The organism is Sphingobacterium sp. SRCM116780 (assembly GCF_021442025.1).
Classification (GTDB): domain Bacteria; phylum Bacteroidota; class Bacteroidia; order Sphingobacteriales; family Sphingobacteriaceae; genus Sphingobacterium.
Genome location: NZ_CP090446.1, coordinates 276,187 through 293,863 on the forward strand (window position 1 = coordinate 276,187; position 17,677 = coordinate 293,863).

Annotated in this window: 11 protein-coding genes; 4 read left to right on the forward strand and 7 right to left on the reverse strand. The window is 36.2% G+C overall.

Annotated features, from left to right (window positions below):
- Window positions 1-29: 29 nt before the first annotated feature.
- Entirely contained in the window at window positions 30-2,267 is a 2,238-nt protein-coding gene (locus LZQ00_RS01135) for a Tex family protein (RefSeq protein WP_234511192.1), read from the reverse strand.
- 95 nt (window positions 2,268-2,362) lie between these two features.
- Window positions 2,363-2,857: a twin-arginine translocase TatA/TatE family subunit gene (locus LZQ00_RS01140; protein WP_234511194.1), complete on the reverse strand. Its 495-nt coding sequence runs from the start codon at window positions 2,855-2,857 to the stop codon at window positions 2,363-2,365.
- Window positions 2,858-3,064: 207 nt separating this feature from the next.
- On the opposite strand from LZQ00_RS01140, the gene LZQ00_RS01145 reads away from it, so the two are divergent.
- On the forward strand, window positions 3,065-4,420 hold the full coding sequence (locus LZQ00_RS01145) for an MATE family efflux transporter (protein WP_234511196.1): 1,356 nt from the start codon (window positions 3,065-3,067) through the stop codon (window positions 4,418-4,420).
- Between the two features lie 235 nt (window positions 4,421-4,655).
- On the opposite strand, the gene LZQ00_RS01150 is transcribed toward LZQ00_RS01145, so the two are convergent.
- The 3 genes from LZQ00_RS01150 to LZQ00_RS01160 form a co-directional block, all read right to left on the reverse strand.
- Window positions 4,656-6,035, reverse strand: a complete 1,380-nt coding sequence (locus LZQ00_RS01150) for a dihydrolipoamide acetyltransferase family protein (protein WP_234511197.1) — start codon at window positions 6,033-6,035, stop codon at window positions 4,656-4,658.
- 107 nt (window positions 6,036-6,142) lie between these two features.
- The gene (locus LZQ00_RS01155; protein WP_234511199.1) at window positions 6,143-7,405 is read right to left on the reverse strand and encodes a competence/damage-inducible protein A; all 1,263 of its coding nucleotides are present in this window, start codon (window positions 7,403-7,405) and stop codon (window positions 6,143-6,145) included.
- A gap of 26 nt (window positions 7,406-7,431) precedes the next feature.
- Window positions 7,432-10,089, reverse strand: a complete 2,658-nt coding sequence (locus tag LZQ00_RS01160) for a putative LPS assembly protein LptD (RefSeq protein ID WP_234511201.1) — start codon at window positions 10,087-10,089, stop codon at window positions 7,432-7,434.
- Window positions 10,090-10,245: 156 nt separating this feature from the next.
- Between LZQ00_RS01160 and LZQ00_RS01165 the strand changes: the two genes are divergently transcribed.
- Both LZQ00_RS01165 and LZQ00_RS01170 read left to right on the forward strand, forming a co-directional pair.
- On the forward strand, window positions 10,246-11,040 hold the full coding sequence (locus LZQ00_RS01165; protein WP_411028059.1) for an N-acetylmuramoyl-L-alanine amidase family protein: 795 nt from the start codon (window positions 10,246-10,248) through the stop codon (window positions 11,038-11,040).
- Window positions 11,041-11,104: 64 nt separating this feature from the next.
- Entirely contained in the window at window positions 11,105-12,052 is a 948-nt protein-coding gene (locus LZQ00_RS01170) for an MlaD family protein (RefSeq protein ID WP_234511203.1), read from the forward strand.
- A gap of 85 nt (window positions 12,053-12,137) precedes the next feature.
- Here the strand turns inward: LZQ00_RS01170 and LZQ00_RS01175 are convergent, their stop codons facing one another.
- The gene (locus LZQ00_RS01175; protein WP_234511204.1) at window positions 12,138-14,168 is read right to left on the reverse strand and encodes a S9 family peptidase; all 2,031 of its coding nucleotides are present in this window, start codon (window positions 14,166-14,168) and stop codon (window positions 12,138-12,140) included.
- 327 nt (window positions 14,169-14,495) lie between these two features.
- Between LZQ00_RS01175 and LZQ00_RS01180 the strand changes: the two genes are divergently transcribed.
- A complete protein-coding gene (locus LZQ00_RS01180; RefSeq protein WP_234511206.1) occupies window positions 14,496-16,049 on the forward strand; it encodes an NUMOD1 domain-containing DNA-binding protein in 1,554 nt (517 codons plus the stop codon).
- A gap of 1,079 nt (window positions 16,050-17,128) precedes the next feature.
- On the opposite strand, the gene LZQ00_RS01185 is transcribed toward LZQ00_RS01180, so the two are convergent.
- Window positions 17,129-17,290 (reverse strand): hypothetical protein, encoded by a 162-nt coding sequence (locus LZQ00_RS01185; protein ID WP_234511208.1) that lies wholly within the window; start codon window positions 17,288-17,290, stop codon window positions 17,129-17,131.
- Between the last annotated feature and the right edge of the window lie 387 nt (window positions 17,291-17,677).

The window sequence follows — 17,677 nt, forward strand, 5'->3', positions numbered from 1 at the left end:
CGATTTCATTTAAATCGTCCTTTTTGTTTTTATTTAAATTTGCTTGCCAGTGCTGCTAGTTTAGAAGCCATATCTGTTTCAGGTTCTTTTTCTTTAGGTTTAAAGTTTTTATGATCCTTTTTTGGCTTTGGGGAAGAAGGAGCTTCATTTGTTTTCATCGAAAGACCGATACGATTTCTTTTCTCATCAATTTCAGTGACTGTTACTTCAACATGTTGTTGTACTTTTACCACTTCATGTGGATCCGATACATAACGGTTGGATAACTGACTTAAATGTACGAGACCATCCTGATGGACACCGATATCTACAAATGCACCAAAATTAGTGATATTCGTGATGATTCCAGGTAATTTCATTCCTATTCTTAGATCAGAAACGGCGTTCACGCCATCTGTAAAAGAGAATGCTTCAAATTTCTCACGAGGATCTAGTCCTGGCTTTGCCAGTTCGTCGAGAATATCATTCAAAGTAGGAAGCCCAACCTCATCAGAAATATAATTTTTCAAAGGAATTGTTTTTCTTAGTTCCGCATCTTTCAACAGGTCATGAACACTTGTTGACAAATCTTTTGCCATTTGTTCAACCAATTTATAACGTTCGGGATGTACAGCAGAAGCATCTAATGGATTCTCCGCATTGCGAATATGTAAGAAACCCGCCGCTTGCTCAAAAGCTTTATCACCTAAACGAGGAACCTTTTTCAATTCACGACGTGATTTGAAAGGCCCATTTTCTTTTCTGTAATTGATGATCGATTGTGCCAAAGCAGGACCTAAGCCAGATACGTAAGCTAGAATTTGTTTCGATGCCGTATTCAACTCCACACCAACATTGTTAACACAACTCATCACCGTATCATCTAAGGATGTCTGTAACTTGTTTTGATCGACATCATGTTGATATTGCCCAACACCAATAGATTTGGGATCTATTTTTACTAATTCAGCAAGCGGATCCATTAATCGACGACCAATAGAAACAGCCCCTCTAACCGTAATATCTTGATCTGGAAATTCCTCTCTTGCCGTCTCTGATGCAGAATAAATAGAAGCCCCACTTTCATTAACCATCACAATGATCACATGATCTAGATTCAATTTACGAACGAAATCCTCGGTTTCACGTCCAGCTGTTCCATTACCAATAGCAATGGCTTCGATATCGTATTTTTTTACTAAAAATGGAATGGTGCGGTTTGCTTCTGCTAGGCCACCAGCACCACTGTGAGGGAAGATGGCTGTGTTTTCTAGTAAAGCACCCTGTTGATCCAATACGACAGTTTTACAACCTGTTCTAAATCCTGGATCAATGGCTAAAATTCTTTTTTGACCTAAAGGAGCTGCTAGGAGCAACTGGCGCACATTATCTGCGAATACCTTAATAGCTTCTTCATCCGCTTTTTGACGCGTCAAGACACGAATCTCTGTTTCCATAGAGGGTTTTAACAAACGTTTATAGCTATCTAATAAAGCCAAGCGAACTTGCGTTGCGGCTTCGTTAGCAGCTTTGATGTAGATATGGTCAATGACAGGAATAATTTCTTCTTCTACGACTTCTATATCTAAATAAAGAAATTCTTCTTTTTCACCACGACGCATGGCTAGTACACGATGCGATGGTGCATTTTTCAAAGATTCAGACCATTCATAATAGTCTTTATATTTAATGGCAGCTTCCTCTTTTCCAGGAACAACACGCGATACAAATTGTCCTTTATCTAAGAATATTTTACGTGTTTTATCTCTTATCTCTGCGTTTTCAGCAATTACTTCAGCAATAATATCTCGCGCACCAGCCAATGCTTCGTCCACAGATTTTACACCATTTTCTTCATCAATTAAAGACTCCGCTAAAGCATTAAAATCTGTATTTCCTTGTGCCAATAAGACATCAGCAAGAGGTTGAAGTCCTCTTTCACGTGCCACACTCGCGCGTGTTTTACGTTTGGGTTTGTAAGGAAGATAAATGTCTTCCAAATTAGCCATTGTTTCTACTGTTTGAATTTTGTTTGCTAATTCAGGGGTTAATTTTCCTTGCTCTGAAATAGATTTTAAGATCGCTTCTTTTCTTTTGTCTAAATCACGCAGTTGTTGCATGCGATCACGGATGGTAGTGATTTGCACTTCATCTAAACTACCCGTCATTTCTTTTCTATAACGAGAAATGAATGGAACAGTAGCTCCTTCGTCCAATAATTCAATTGTTGTTCGTACTTGTCTTTCGCTTATTGCTAATTCTTTCGAAACGATAATTTCGTGTGTCATAAATAGGGACTGTAATATTTATTAAAATAGAAAGCTGTTGGAAATCATCCAACAGCTTTATTTGACATATCTTATTGAAAATAATTTGCTTAAAGTTAGGCTTCTTTTGAAGGAGCGTCTTCTTTTTTTGCAGGATCAACACTTGTTTTTTCGATCGCTTCTTCTGTTTGATCCGTCTCTGCGAAATGATCAGAATAACCGTATTGAAAATGATTTGGCTCTTCGCCATATTCTGGTTGGCGGCTGTATTGTATGGTGCCTTCAGGTGCTGTAAATTGAGGTGTTTTTTTCTCAGTGTCCTCAGCCTTTTCATTTTCAGCAGCTTCTATTACTTTTTGTTCTGCAACCTGAACTTCAGCTAATGGATTCACTTCCGTCTTTAAATCAATATCTTTTTCAAAATTATTAATCTGATCTGAAATTTCTCTTTTAATGCCTTCTGAAGCATCTTTAAATTCTCTAATTCCACGACCTAGGCCTCTAGCCAATTCAGGTAGTTTTTTACCACCAAATAATAAAAGAGCGATTACTAAAATCAACATCATTTCTGATGTTCCTATGTTAAGAAATGCAAATATTTGACTATACATCTTGGTACTTTTTTAATAAATTATAAATGCTAAGTTACAGCAATATTTTAAAAATGAAACAGTATTTAAGGAAATATTGACATTTAGATTGTAAAAATTTAGTATAGATATTTCATACGCTCATCATGATTTGTTGACAAATAAGAGACTTTGGAATGATAAAAATCTCGTACTTTTGAAATCTTTTCAAATAATTAAGCGGGAAATATGTTGAAGCGATTAAAATCTTACAAACCTTATTATTGGAGTACCTTTATGTTGGCAGGTCCTGTTGTGATCTCTCAGCTCGGTCATACATTGGTACATATGGCGGATAGTGTAATTGTAGGGCATTTTGCGGGTACAATTCCTTTGGCTGCGGTTTCATTGGTTAATGCTGTATTCATGGTTGTGATGGTTATTGGCCTTGGTATCGCTTATGGTATTACACCATTGATAGCGCAAGAAAACGGGCGTGATAATAAGGAGGAGTGTGCTAAGTTACTTTCAAATAGTATTTGGTTGAATGCGTTGGCAGGTGTGTTGTTGTTTTGCCTCGTTTATTTTGGATCTATGCTGGCTATTGATCATCTTGATCAAGATCCTGCTGTTGTGAAAGAAGCAAAACCTTATTTGCTCATCTTGAGTCTATCGATTTTACCTTTAATGATTTTCAGTGCTTTTAAACAATTTGCTGAAGGCTTGGGATTCACAAAACAAGCGATGAATATCACCATTTGGGGTAATGTACTGAATATTATTTTAGCGGTTATTTTTGTTAAAGGGATGTTTGGTATTAAACCAATGGGCGTTAGTGGAGTCGGGTATAGCACGTTGATCGATCGTGTGATGATGATGGTCGTTATGTTATTTTATGTGATGAAATCATCGTATTTTAAACCTTATATCAATAAGTTTAAAATTTGGACTGTTGACATTATTCGAATTCGAAAAATATTAACAATAGGTGCACCAGTGGCTATGCAATATGTTTTTGAGATAGGTGCATTTGCGGGAGCTTCTCTGATAGCAGGAACAATAGGTGCCGTCGAACAGGCTTCTCATCAAGTCGCTATTCAGCTAGCAGCGATGACCTATATGATGGCAAGTGGTATTGCGGCGGCTGCAACCATTAAAACAGGGAATAGTTTTGGTAATAAAAACTTCTTCCGTCTCCAACGTTTTGCAGTTTCATCTTATCAATTGGTGTTAGTGTTTATGACATTGACAGCAACGATATTAGCCATGTTTAATAACTACCTTCCTTTTATTTTTACCAACGATATGGCAGTGGTGACTATTGCCGCTCATTTGTTGGTGATAGCAGGTTTATTTCAACTTTTTGATGGAACCCAGGTTGTTGGTCTAGGAATATTAAGAGGTATGGGAGATGTAAATATCCCAACTTTGGTTACGTTTATTGCTTATTGGATCATCGGCTTACCAAGTGGTTATTTTATGGGAGTTTATCTGGGATGGGGTGTAGAGGGAATTTGGTATGGCTTGACCTTAGGTTTGTTGACCTCTTCCATTTTATTGTATTTTAGATATCGAATTGTTATCCAAAAACATTTAAACGCGTAACAAAAATAGACTTGTGTTTATATGAAAAGAGGCTGTATCATAAATAAAATCAACAATCTTAAAACAGAATAAAATTTTGAACATTCTCTGTTTTATTTATAGATTATAAAAAACGGGCTATTTTCAAATCGAAAAAAGCCCGTTTTAGTTATAAAACTTTAGGTATCCAAATTTAATTTGGTTACAAAAATTGAAAAGTCACTTATGATACAGCCTCTTTTATGTATTAAGATTTTTATATTTCTCTATTGATATCCCAATTTTCTAAATAATCGGCTACTCGCTTTAAGAATGTACCTCCTAAAGCACCATCAATCACACGATGGTCATAAGATAAAGACAAATACATCATCTGTCTGATACCGATTAAATCTCCATGTTCTGTTTCGATAACAGCAGGTTTCTTCTTGATCGTACCAACTGCCAGAATAGCGGCTTGAGGTTGATTAATTATGGGAGTTCCCATAATATTACCAAACGCACCAATATTAGTGAATGTAAATGTTCCTCCTTGCGTGTCATCAGGTTTTAACTGATTAGATCGAGAACGATTGGCCAGATCATTGACAGATTTACTAAGACCTACTAAGCTCAATTGATCTGCATTTTTGATAACAGGTACGATTAAATTTCCATTTGGAAGAGCAGCTGCCATTCCGATATTGATATTTTTCTTTTTGATGATTGTGTTACCATCGACTGAAACATTTACCATTGGAAAATCCCGTAAGGCTTTTGCAATAGCTTCAATAAAAATGGGCGTAAAGGTGATGTTTTCTCCATCCCGCTTTTTATAAATTTCTTTCGCTTTATTACGCCAATTGACTAGTGAGGTTACATCAGCTTCGACGAACGAACATACATGAGGTGAGGTCTGAACACTTTTTACCATATGATCAGCAATCAGCTTTCGCATACGATCCATTTCGATGATTTCATCTCCACCAGAATTTATCGTGTGAACCGTTTCGTTAGCTTTTGTTGCAACTTTCTCGTCAGCTTTTGTTGAGATCACAGAATGTTCGGTAACCGAAGTCGCATGGATAGTTTTGCTTCCTTTGCTTGCCACATATTTTAAGATGTCTTCTTTTGTCACACGTCCTTCTGATCCAGTGCCTGTAATTTGATCTAATTCCTGTTGGTTTAGACCTTCATGAGCAGCGATATTCTTGACCAAAGGCGAATAAAATCTCAGACTATTATGTAGGGTAGACTGATGATTTTCAATGATAGGTTGTATCTGATTTAACCCAGGTATTTCTATCTTTTGATCTTCAATCTGTATTTTGGGTACTACTGTCTCTATCTCTTCAACAATTGGAGTTTGTTCTTGTGTTGTTGTTGGAGTAGCGATTTCTGTCTCTGTTTGATCTCCTTCAATTTCAATAATAGCGATTATATCACCTACTTGAGCCACTTGATCAATAGAAAAAAGTTGTTCTTTTAAAATTCCTTTTACTGGAGAAGGAACATCGGAATCCACTTTATCCGTTGCTATTTCTAAAATTGCTTCATCTTCAACGATCGTATCTCCTGGTTGTTTTAACCATTTTGTTACTGTTGCTTCAGATACACTTTCCCCCATTTTTGGAAGTAATAATTTATACAATGCCATAATAATTAAGCTGCAATCCTTTTAAATACTAAGTTAGTTATTTTAAGGTTTATATTTTACAAAGTAAAATATAATTTCTGATAAATCAATTTTCACGGAATAATATTTCAATATTCAACCCCTATTTGATGTTCTTTGACTAGGAGTTGCCAAAGCATATATACAGCTAATTGCCTCGTTCTTTCGATATTAATAATTCTTTCATTATGAAAATGAAATTTTTTGGTGATGGTTTCTTTTTCACCTGCAATTGCAATCCATACCGTACCCACTGGTTTTTCTAAAGTGCCTCCGTCTGGGCCAGCAATACCACTTGTAGAAATCGCATAATTTGTTCCAAATCTATTTTTAGCACCTTCAGCCATTTCAATCACTGTTTGCTCACTCACTGCTCCAAACTGTAATAATGTTTGTTCTTGTACACCTAACAACTGCTGTTTAAGTGTGTTAGAATAGGGGATTGTACCACCAACATACATAGCACTACAACCAGGTATAGTCGTAATTATGGCTGCGAGACTACCTCCTGTACAACTTTCTGCAGTTGTCAAGGTCAATTGCAGATCGATGAATTTCTTAACCAGAAATGCCTCAATAGTTGTATCATAGTTGGCGATTACATGATCCGTTAATCTAGCGATCAATCTGTTAGCAAATAATTGTGTTGTTGTTTTTATCTCTTGCTCATCAGTACCGTTGCCAGATAGACGTAATCTAACAAACGATAAAGTTGGAAGATAAGCTAGTTTTATAGATGGAGGTAAATCTGCTTCTATATCCGCTATTTTTTCTGCAAGAAAAGACTCTCCAATTCCGCCTACTATTATATTTTCCTGTACAAGATAATTGCTGTTATCTCGATTCGAAATTCGGGGAAGTACTTGTGTTTCGATCAGATGTTTCATTTCAAATGGAACACCTGGTAGGAATACGAAAATAGTTTTTTCTTTTTGAATCCACATCCCTGGTGCAGTTCCATACTGATTGAACAAGACGTCACTTCCAACAAGAATGTCTGCTTGATGGTTATTTATTTCTAACATTTCTCTACCACGAGATTCAAAAAGTTGGATAACATGTTCCAATACAGTTTGATCTTTTTCTAATGAGGTATTAAAATATTTTGCAGCAGTTTGTTTTGTAATATCGTCTTTTGTAGGACCTAAACCACCCGTAATCAATACAAGATCCACTTGGTTTTGTGCCTCAGATAATGCCTTCAAAATAGCTCCTTCTTGATCTGATATGGAAAGAATTTGTGTAATTGAGATATTGTTATTTTGAAGCTGAGTAGCGATCCATGCGGAGTTGGTATCGACAATTTGGCCAATTAGTATTTCATCTCCTATGGTAATGATTTGTGCTTTCATTATGTAATATAATAAAAAAGCAGTTATTAATAATAACTGCCTCCTGAACTATTTCTTTTCGAAAGTTTCAAATCTTGTAATATTGAAGATTTCGCTCGAATCGTGACATTGTAACTCTGATACCTTCCAAATGGAGTCCATCCAAATGCCATATCCCAACAATGGAGATCTCGATAAATATTGAATTGTGTCAAGGTTATTTCCTTTGCTTTAAGATCATAACCTGAATTAAAAGTAACTTTCCATTTTGGCGTTAAACTAAAATCACCATGAATATTTATGGTGCTCGTAATGGTTGATTCGAGTCCTGGTTTAGAATACTGGAAGCTGAATGAACCCGCTAAATTCCATGGAATATTAAAATTAACAAATGCGTTAGGGTCGGAACTGATACGTGACAATGCCTGCGCTTGTTCTGGTGTCATATTGCTCCCAATTTGATTACGTAAAGAATCAATATTATTATTTCTGTTTTGGGCAGCCTTAGGATTGAAGCTATAATCAAAAGAAAAACCAAAACTAGTTAAGCGTGCAAGTTTACCCTCATTAATCACATATTTATTATAACGTTGTCCCGCTTGATTAATCGCATAAGGATCCAATGTTCCATTAAAGTTTATATTAACTTTTTCTTTAAATAAAGCTGTTCTCCCAGAAAAAGTAAGAGGGGAGAGTTTCATGGAGTCTGCTACAAAATTATAATTTCCACTGATTGAGAGCCCCTGTATCAAAGGAACCTTCTTAAACCCTCCATCTGTGGTATCGGATTTGCTTTTTATTTTTGCTTCAATATTATTATCAACAGAGAAACCTATACCCATTGATTTTCCTGCTGAAGGGGATCCATAAACATTATCTTGAAAGATCGAATAGCGGTTGATCATACCGTATTGATCGACATAGTTCTTATAAAATCCATATGTAGCATCCGAAAAATCTGGTCTGTAGTTTAGATTAATAGATGGTGTAATGATGTGTCTGATTGCTTGAATGTTACCAATCTTAGGATACATACCATATATTTTGGTCGATAATCCAGATGATACAGAATAATCATATGCTCTTCTAAATCCTTGTATGGTATCTTTTACAGGAATATATCCCTCTTTTGTATTTTCCATTCGCTGACGCGTACTTTGTAAATACCATCTTTCCGTATAATTTACACTGGTATTGAATTGAAAATATTCGAACGCATTTAAAGATAAACTGATTGGAATATTGTGTTGAAATCCATTTGTAAATTGTTTCAATGTTTGTTTTGAAAACAAAGTAGAATCACCAGTATTCAAGGTATTTGTTCCCTGTAAGCTATAGCCCACATTAATCCGTTGATACCATTTTTGCTCGCCTGCGCGATCTTTGGAATCAAAAGGATTAAAAGAAGATACGTTTAAACTAAAGTTCGGGAGCTGTAAGTATACATTACCTGTACTCATGTCTTGACGATGACTTAAGCTGGAAGTAAAGTTGATTTTCCCGTCGGCAAATACACGTCCATAACTGATCGAAGAGGACATGTTATTCTTCGTGATATCATTGTAAGTGTTCGTCCCATTGGCACCCGTATTTCTAAAGTAAGAGCCCGTTCCAAAGTTTACATTAGCAGAAAAAGAGGTTCCTGGATTTGCTTCTTGTCTTTGCGTATGATTCCAGGTAACATTAAAATCTTTATTTGTCCCATAATTGTCGGTTCCTTCTACACCCGCTTTTGTGGAAGCATAGCGAATATTAAAACCTCCATTGTATTTATAGTTGACTGTATATCTGGTGTTGATAGAAGCTTCCCACGATCCTTTTGAATATAAAGTACCCCTTACTTCACTGTCCCAATAATCATTGAAGGCTAAATACCAACCAATATCACGCATGGCAAATCCTCTTGTATAATCTTCTCCAAAGGAAGGAAATAAAAAACCAGAAGAACGTTTATCTGGTTTAGGAAAAAAAGCAAATGGGAAGCCAATAAATTTTAAAGGAACATTCTGGACGACCAGATAGGATGGACCAGCGATAATTTGGTTTTTTGTAACAATACCTTTCGTTAGGAAAATTCCAAAATGCGTATGTGGTTCGGGTAAATTACAGGTACTATAGAGTCCGTGATACAAGGACATTTCATCGTACATATTTTTACGAACGACTTTTGCTTGAATGAAACCACCGTCCACATCCGTCATAATCCCGTAAGTGTTACCCTCTTGTTTTTCATAATCATAAACAAGTGAATCGACTGTTTTTGGACTTTCAGCTCCAGAAATCACAATAGGGCGACCGACATATTTTCCATTATGATCGATGACACCAGAGGCAAAAATTTGCTTTTTATTTCGATCGAGTCGAATATAATCTGCTGATAATTCGAAATCTTGATATTTAACCTTCGCTCCTTTATATAAATGACTGATGTTTTTGTCAACTTCAGTACGTTGCGAATCACGTGCAATAATACTTACTTCTGCCTGAAGTCCTCCTTTATTTTTGGTACTGTCTTTGACTATAAGCGTAGAATCGCGTTTAACCCGTATAGAATCTGGTACATTTTGGAGAGAAGTAGAGTCCTTAAGACTTTTTGAAGTTGTCTTTAATGGAGTTTTGCTTTGCGAAACTGCTGAGAAAGCATTTATCGAAAGTATAAGAAATATTGTTAAAATGTGTGTTAACGACTTCAAAATTAAAGACAAATGTTATTTTTGTAAAAATATTAAACTAAGATGGACAAAATTAGTCAAAAACAAATAGAAAGTGGCGTTTTTTAACGAGATTAACATTTCCTATTTTGCATACAATAATACTCATTACATTTTGTTATTTAAATGATAGAAATTAAAAATATATACATGAAATCAAATTTGAATATTAGAAAGCGGAATTTTATATTTTTTTTAGCACCAGCGATATTGTTATTCATGGTACTGACGAGTGCAACTCCTCCGCCTGCCTATCAAATTAGAACTATTGTCATTGATGCTGGGCATGGTGGTAAAGATTCTGGTGCAAGAGGTTCCCGTTCTTTGGAAAAAAATATTGCTTTGGAAGTAGCTCTGAGATTAGGAAAGGAAATCGAAAAGCAATTACCAGGAGTACGTGTGATGTATACCAGAAGATCAGATGAATTTATCGATTTGTATAAACGCATCCGTATGGCTAATGCCGCTAAAGCAGACATCTTTATTTCCATCCATTGCAATTCTGCACCTGGAGGATCTTCCAAAGGAACAGAAACAATAGTTTCGGGATCTCATCGCTTATCACAACAAACAGCTGCTATTCGTGAGAATGCTTCGCTATTACTCGAAGAAAATTATAAAGAGAATTATCAAGGCTTTGATCCCAAAGATCCAGAAAGCTATATCATCTTTTCGTTGATGAAAAATCAATACCGTGAGAAAAGTGTGAAATTGGCAAATTTGATGCAACAAGAATATGTGAATTCTGGACGAGTGAGCCGCGGAATTTTAGAGCAAGGATTAGCTGTACTAGCAGAGGCAGGAATGCCTGCTGTATTGACTGAGATCGGCTTTATGAGTAATCGTACAGAAGAGGCTTTTATGTTATCAGACGAAGGGCAACAAGAGATCGTTCAAAATATAGTTTCAGCAATAAGTTCTTACAAAAAAAGCGTTGAACGCTAAACATATTTGCTTTTGTCTTGTTTAAAGCATAAATTGTGTTCAAAAAACTTAAGGAAATATTATTTTGAAAGTATCAAACGAGACCAAAGTTGGAATTTTAGCCGTAGTTGCAGTAGCTTTATTATTTATAGGTTATAGCTTTTTGAAAGGTAATGATGTATTTAGCAGTGATCATACTTTTTATACATCATATCGAGCAGTCGATGGTTTGACAGCTTCCAAACCCGTATTGGTAAATGGATATCAGATTGGTCGTGTGTCAAAAATGACCTTACAGCCAGATGGGAGTATCTTAACAGAATTTAAAATTAATTCTGAATATGAAATACCTAAAAATACAGTAGCTCGTATATCCAGCACCGACTTACTAGGAGGAAAAGCGATTGTTTTTGAAATGGGCGATAGCAAGGAATTTGCTAAAGATGGAGACCGATTAGCTTCCGGTATTCAAGCGAATATTATGGATAAAGTGGAACCCATTCAAAAAAGAGTAGAAAATATCACGATAAAATTAGACTCTGTATTGACTGTTGTCAATGCTGTATTGGATGATCAATTTCAAGATGATTTCAAGAAAAGTGTTCACAGTATATCTACATCCTTAAAAAATGTTGAGGTAATAACAAAAGATGTTGAAGGATTAGTTGGCTCAGAAAGAAAGCGATTGAACACGATCATGTCTAACTTGGAAATCATTACCAATACATTTAAAAATAATAGTGGACAGATTACATCAATTATGTCCAATTTAAACACGATAACAGACAAAACTGCTAAGCTGGATTTTCAACAAACCATGGATAAAGCGAATACGGCAATGACAGATTTTCAAACCATTGTAGATAAGATTAATAAAGGGCAGGGTTCAATAGGATTACTGATAAACGATGAAAAGCTCTATGATAATTTGAATAATGCTTCGCAAAGCTTAGATTATTTGATGAAAGATATCAAAGAAAAACCTGCAAAATATATCAAATTGTCCATCTTTGGAAAGAAAGGTAATCAATAAAATAAATGTGGGACTAGCACTTAAAGGATGATAGTGCTAAATAAACAAAAGAAAGGGCTTGAAATATTTCAAGCCCTTTCTTTTGTTATAAGGTTTCTTTCAACCATCCGAAAAATTCTCTTTGCCAAACTTGTGCATTGTGACCTGAGAGTACCCAGTGGTTTTCATCTGGCAAATAAACTAATCTACTTTTAATTTTCTTCAATTGGGCAGCTTGGAAAGCGCCTAGACCTTGTCCAATTGGTACACGATAATCATGTCCACCTTGGAAGATTAAAATAGGCGTGTTCCATTTGTTTATATATTCAGAAGGATTGTATTCATGATATGATTTTTCATTTGCCTTATCCCAATATGGACCACCCAATTCATGGTTAGCAAAAAACAGTTCTTCAGTCGTTCCATACCAACTTTTCATATCGAATAAACCATTGTGTGCAATTAATGATTTAAATCTATTTTGATGTACACCTGCTAGCATATAAACAGAATAGCCACCATAACTGGCGCCAATAGCAGCACGACGTGTCGTGTCTACATAACTTTCTTTTGAAATATCATCAATAGCAGTAAGATAATCACGGATAGGCTGTCCACCCCAATCTTTTGAGATAGCCTCATTCCACTTGACTCCCCATCCTGGCATTCCGCGACGATTAGGAGCAATGACAATGTATCCTTGAGAAGCGATTAATTGCAAGTTCCATCGGAAAGAATAAAATTGCGTTAAAGCTGACTGTGGACCTCCTTCACAATATAAAATGGTCGGATATTTTTTTGTCGGATCAAAATCAGGTGGATAGATTACCCATGAAAATAAATCAGCACCATCCGAAGCTTTTGTTATTCTCGATTCTACTTTGTTATCACTAATTGATGCGTATATTTCGTCATTGACAGTCGTCAAAGGCGTTAGCTTTTTAGAAGCAAGATCATACTTATAAATCTCTGTTGCACGTGTGAATTTTGTTGAAGTAACGATCAACTGATTCCCAACCTGACCAACAATACCTGTAATATCGAAGTTACCATTTGATATTTGTTGGATGACAGGTAACGATCTATTTTTTAAATTTGTCGGAACGATTAACTCAAAAAGCTGAACCGTTCCTTTGGATGGAGCGACAAAATAAATTTTACGATTATCTTTACTCCAGGTAAAAGAATTAACAGTACCATCCCAATGAGCCGTTAGATTCAGTCGTTGAGAAGAAACCTTGTCAAACAAGATGATATCATTCTTATCAGCTTCATATCCTTCCTTCGCCATGCTCAACCAAGTCAACTTGTTGCCATCAGGACTATAAATGGGGTTGGTGTCATATCCATTCATCCCCTCCGTTAGATTGGTGGTTTTCTTTGATGCAAGATCATAACGGTAGATATCCGTATTCGTACTAACAGCATACTCTGTTCCAAATTTTTTCTTGCTCACATATAAAATAGCTTTGCTATCTGGAGTCCATTCAAAATCTTCAGAACCACCAAATGGCATTTGTGGACTATAGTAAGGTTCATCTTGTAACAGATCTACGGGTTCTCCAATTTTTCCATTTTCATAAGATGCGACAAAAGGATGGTTAAATTTACCATTATTGAATGTATCCCAGTGGCGGTAATCTAAATTGTCGAAGACATAGGCATCAGATTTTGGTAAATCATCATATTTGTCCGTACTATGATATTTTTTTAATAAAACCGCTCTACTGAATAAAATGTATTGGCCATCAGGAGAAAGTTTGACATTCTCTAGATCTGTTTCACTTTTCGTCAGTTGAGTAGCAGTGTCATTAGCACTATTTTTTTTCCAGAGTTGACCTTTAAATAAGAAGATGATATCACCATTCTCTAACACCTGTACAACAGATTCGGCTCCTTTTTCGGACGTCAGTAAGTCGACTTTTCCGGATTCAATAGTTAAAGTATAGAGATTTTTCTCTGAACTATTGCTCTCTAATGAATAATTCGAGACGCCGTAAATAAGCGTTTTTCCATCAGGTGTGATTCCTTCAGCAGAAACACGGCCCAATTTCCAAAGAGTTTGAGGACTTAATGGTGATTTTGTATTTGAGACCATTTTAAGACTGGATTTGCCTTCTTTTTTTTCTTGAGCCATCGTGATTGATGCTCCCAGTAAAATTGAAAACGTTATTAAAGATATTTTTTTCATAAAGATTACGAATATGAATGGGCAAGTTACAAAATCTACCTGATCTAATGTAATCCTATTCTCTGGTTAATTATGTGTCCTATCAGTATTGTAGACGCTGATTATTAATGATAAAGTACTTCTTGTCTGTCTTGTAATAAGAAAGTTATCATCATAAGCATTATATTTGAATTTGTTTTTTGGTAAATTTTATTTAGATTGTAAAATTAGTAGTGGTTTCCGTAAAAGAATTACATCACTAAAATCATATGCATTCTAAATTAGGTATCTATCATGTATTCAAACGAGAAACTGTTACCCTATCAGAATATGGGGTTAGAGGATCTAGAAGATGAAATCTGGAAAGATATTCCAGGACTGGAGGAATATGGCATGATCTCCAATTATGGACGAGTTAAGCGGCTCTCTTTTGAAGCGTACAACAGTATGGGACGCTTGTACAGATATGAGGAACGTATCCAAAAACAGAAGATATCAGCCTATTTTAATGTTTTCAAGCAGGAATTTCGAGGTAATCTGAGTGCACGAATACAGATTGATAACATATCCCATAGCATATCCATTGGAAGGATGGTATATTATTCCTTTGTGGAGACTTTTGACCTCTCAGACCGATCTATTTATATCTCGTATAAAGACTACGATGCGCTTAATACTACTCCTAACAATCTTTTTAAGACCGATCATGCTGGCTTGCAACAGCATATTATAAAGGCTGGTCGAAAGGACTTACACTTTGGGCACAACGAAGCCAATCAGGCAGTATTTACTGAACTTGGGCGCCAGGTGAACCGCAAAAAAATCCATCAGTATAATATGCAGGGCAACTATGTGGCGACCTATAATAGTTTGACAGAAGCTTCTCAGGAGACTGGTGTCAGCTTGTCGCATATCAGCTCCGCATCCAAAATGGTGACACCTACGGCTGGAGGCTTCATTTGGCGTTCTGGACGTAAACGAGTCACCATAGGAGTAAAGAATATCCATGCACGTATCCGCGCTAGTAAAGGAGCTTCTGTAAGCCAGTATGATTTGGATGGAAATAGGATTACGACTTATTACAATATTAATCAGGCGGCGAGACAGATCGGTGTCAGGCGCGAATCCCTTCGAAATGCTGTATACGGCAAGATTCTTGTCATGGCTGGCTCCGTATGGCGTAAGGGAGAGGCTGATCAGATAGACACCACCCTTGAGCGACGATCAGTGGGATTGCGCAGTGGATATACTCTCAGTCAGTATTCTGTAAATGGTGAGAGGTTGATTACTTTTCACTCTAGCAAAGAAGCTGCGCGATATGCTAGTGTCCAGACGGAGCAAATCAATGCGATGGCGATCCGTGATGATTTGCTATTAAAGGGTTTTATCTGGCGATATGGTGATGCAGCATTACTATCGGAAGAAGAGGTGAACCGTATTCAGCACAACGTGGGTCAGGAGAAAAGGAGAGATGTTACCCAGTATGATCTTCTGGGTATTCGTGTCGGTTACTTTCCAACGATGACTGATGCGTCGTATAGGGTAGGTGTTCCATTGGGATCAGTGATAGGTTGTGTCAATGGACATAAAGCTACTGGAGGTGGTTTTATCTGGCGAAGGGGTAATGGAGCCATAAAGCTCAATATCCCTGAGACTCCCTATCCATTGGGCAACAAGCTGGTTCGTGGAGTCTCCCAATACACCCTTAAGGGTGAGTTAATATGTAGATATGCTACCATTGCAGAAGCAGCTAAGATGACAGGTGTTCACAAAACGAATATTTCGAATGCCACGAAGGGACGTTCAAAATCAGCAGGAGGCTATATTTGGAAGACGGGAACTGAGTAGATTGAGAACCGTTCAGAGCCGCACTTCAAGCAAGTGCGGTATAGGATATGGCCTATTCTTACTCGTCTAAAGTTAAATCTTAGAATATTTGAATTGTCACAATCTAGAGCAATGGTAACATTATTTTAAATATACGATTAATCGTTATCGAACTCTCTTCGGAATTTTGCTGTTCATAATTTTATTATTACGAGAGACTTCTCTGCATTCATTTATAGTATTTTACCAATTATATAATATTTTTAGATCTTTAATAATTGCATATGCTCATATTGATATTCTGTTGATTATTACTTGATTTTATCTGAGTTTAAAATTCATGATTATACCAATCAAGCTGATTATTCTTGTAAAATCATACTCCTGCCAAGGATGAAGTGAGGATAAAGCAGGGATAAAGCATATGCTAGGCGTTGTAAAAGCGTTTCTTCGAGAAGAACTATCATAACAGATGATTAACACAGATAAATTGTAGGGTAAGCATGTTAAGTTGATACGTGTATACCTTGATGGCTATCTGTAGTATGCATGTAAGATGAGTTTAGAACAACTTCCAGTCAACTGTTTTTATAGTAGGTTTCAATTATTGTTCAAGTTGGTTCTGAAAGGGGTTCAAAACTGACTTGACTACACTTTGGTTGGGGAAAGAGTTTTACTTGCCTTGTTTTTGAAAATATATGGAATGGAGACCTTACAACTATCACAGGTCGGGTAAGACACAACTGTAGCTGTATCGTAGTAGATACGAATAAGTACCGAATATTGTTGGCACTTCTATGGACTTTAAAGGACTTGCATGGACTTCCAAGGACTTTTGCTTGTAAGATATACTGAAGGATTTAGCTGTCTGAAAGTACAAAACCGGACCATACGGAACTGTTGAGGATACTTTTAAGCATACAGTTTACCATCCAACTGAAAGAAAAGCCCTAAAAGATGGAAACTGATGGGATAGTTATCCAAATATTCCCTTTTAAAAAAAACGAATTCCTTAGTCATCCGAGCGCGCTGAGGAATCAGGTTCCAGTCCCTGGTAATGATCTTCCCGTTTTCCAGAACCGTCCAGCTTTTTCGTCTAATTATGAATGGTAACTTTCTGAACCCAGAATAGGAAAGTCCTTGATCTGTGAAGAGGGCAGAAAACCTTTTGATTCCAATTCGACATTTTCATATCCGGATGGAACAATATTTTTTTCATCAAGATGGATGTGGAGCTCTTTGTCCTGCTGGACAACTTCCATAATATCGAAATAACCCAATAGCCCTTCGGTATCAATAAAGTCAAAAGTTTACATTCGGTGTCTTGCAATATATATTCTTTGATGAAGCTAAATTAAGAATTATTTAAATATCTCCCAACAATTTCACCTGATCCTAAACTCATTCTTGACGATAACCAAATTACAAAAGATCTAAGTAGTTACAGATATTACATAAGATATATCGTTGAAGTTTATTTCATAATGGAATTATACCATATTAGGAGCACTTTCTCATAACAAAATAGTTTATCCATGTGTAGAACAGACTCAAAATATTGTCATTCTCAGTATTGATTTATCATATTTTTTTAAAAAAATCATAAATTATTTTATATATAAATAAAATAATTATATATTTAACCCAGC

Excerpts from the sequence above, each read along its gene's own strand:
- LZQ00_RS01185 (WP_234511208.1), bottom strand. The coding sequence starts at position 17,290 with ATGGAAGTTGTCCAGCAGGACAAAGAGCTCCACATCCATCTTGATGAA.
- LZQ00_RS01145 (WP_234511196.1), top strand. The coding sequence starts at position 3,065 with ATGTTGAAGCGATTAAAATCTTACAAACCTTATTATTGGAGTACCTTT.
- LZQ00_RS01150 (WP_234511197.1), bottom strand. The coding sequence starts at position 6,035 with ATGGCATTGTATAAATTATTACTTCCAAAAATGGGGGAAAGTGTATCT.
- LZQ00_RS01135 (WP_234511192.1), bottom strand. The coding sequence starts at position 2,267 with ATGACACACGAAATTATCGTTTCGAAAGAATTAGCAATAAGCGAAAGA.
- LZQ00_RS01175 (WP_234511204.1), bottom strand. The coding sequence starts at position 14,168 with ATGGCTCAAGAAAAAAAAGAAGGCAAATCCAGTCTTAAAATGGTCTCA.
- LZQ00_RS01140 (WP_234511194.1), bottom strand. The coding sequence starts at position 2,857 with ATGTATAGTCAAATATTTGCATTTCTTAACATAGGAACATCAGAAATG.
- LZQ00_RS01165 (WP_411028059.1), top strand. The coding sequence starts at position 10,246 with ATGAAATCAAATTTGAATATTAGAAAGCGGAATTTTATATTTTTTTTA.
- LZQ00_RS01155 (WP_234511199.1), bottom strand. The coding sequence starts at position 7,405 with ATGAAAGCACAAATCATTACCATAGGAGATGAAATACTAATTGGCCAA.
- LZQ00_RS01180 (WP_234511206.1), top strand. The coding sequence starts at position 14,496 with ATGTATTCAAACGAGAAACTGTTACCCTATCAGAATATGGGGTTAGAG.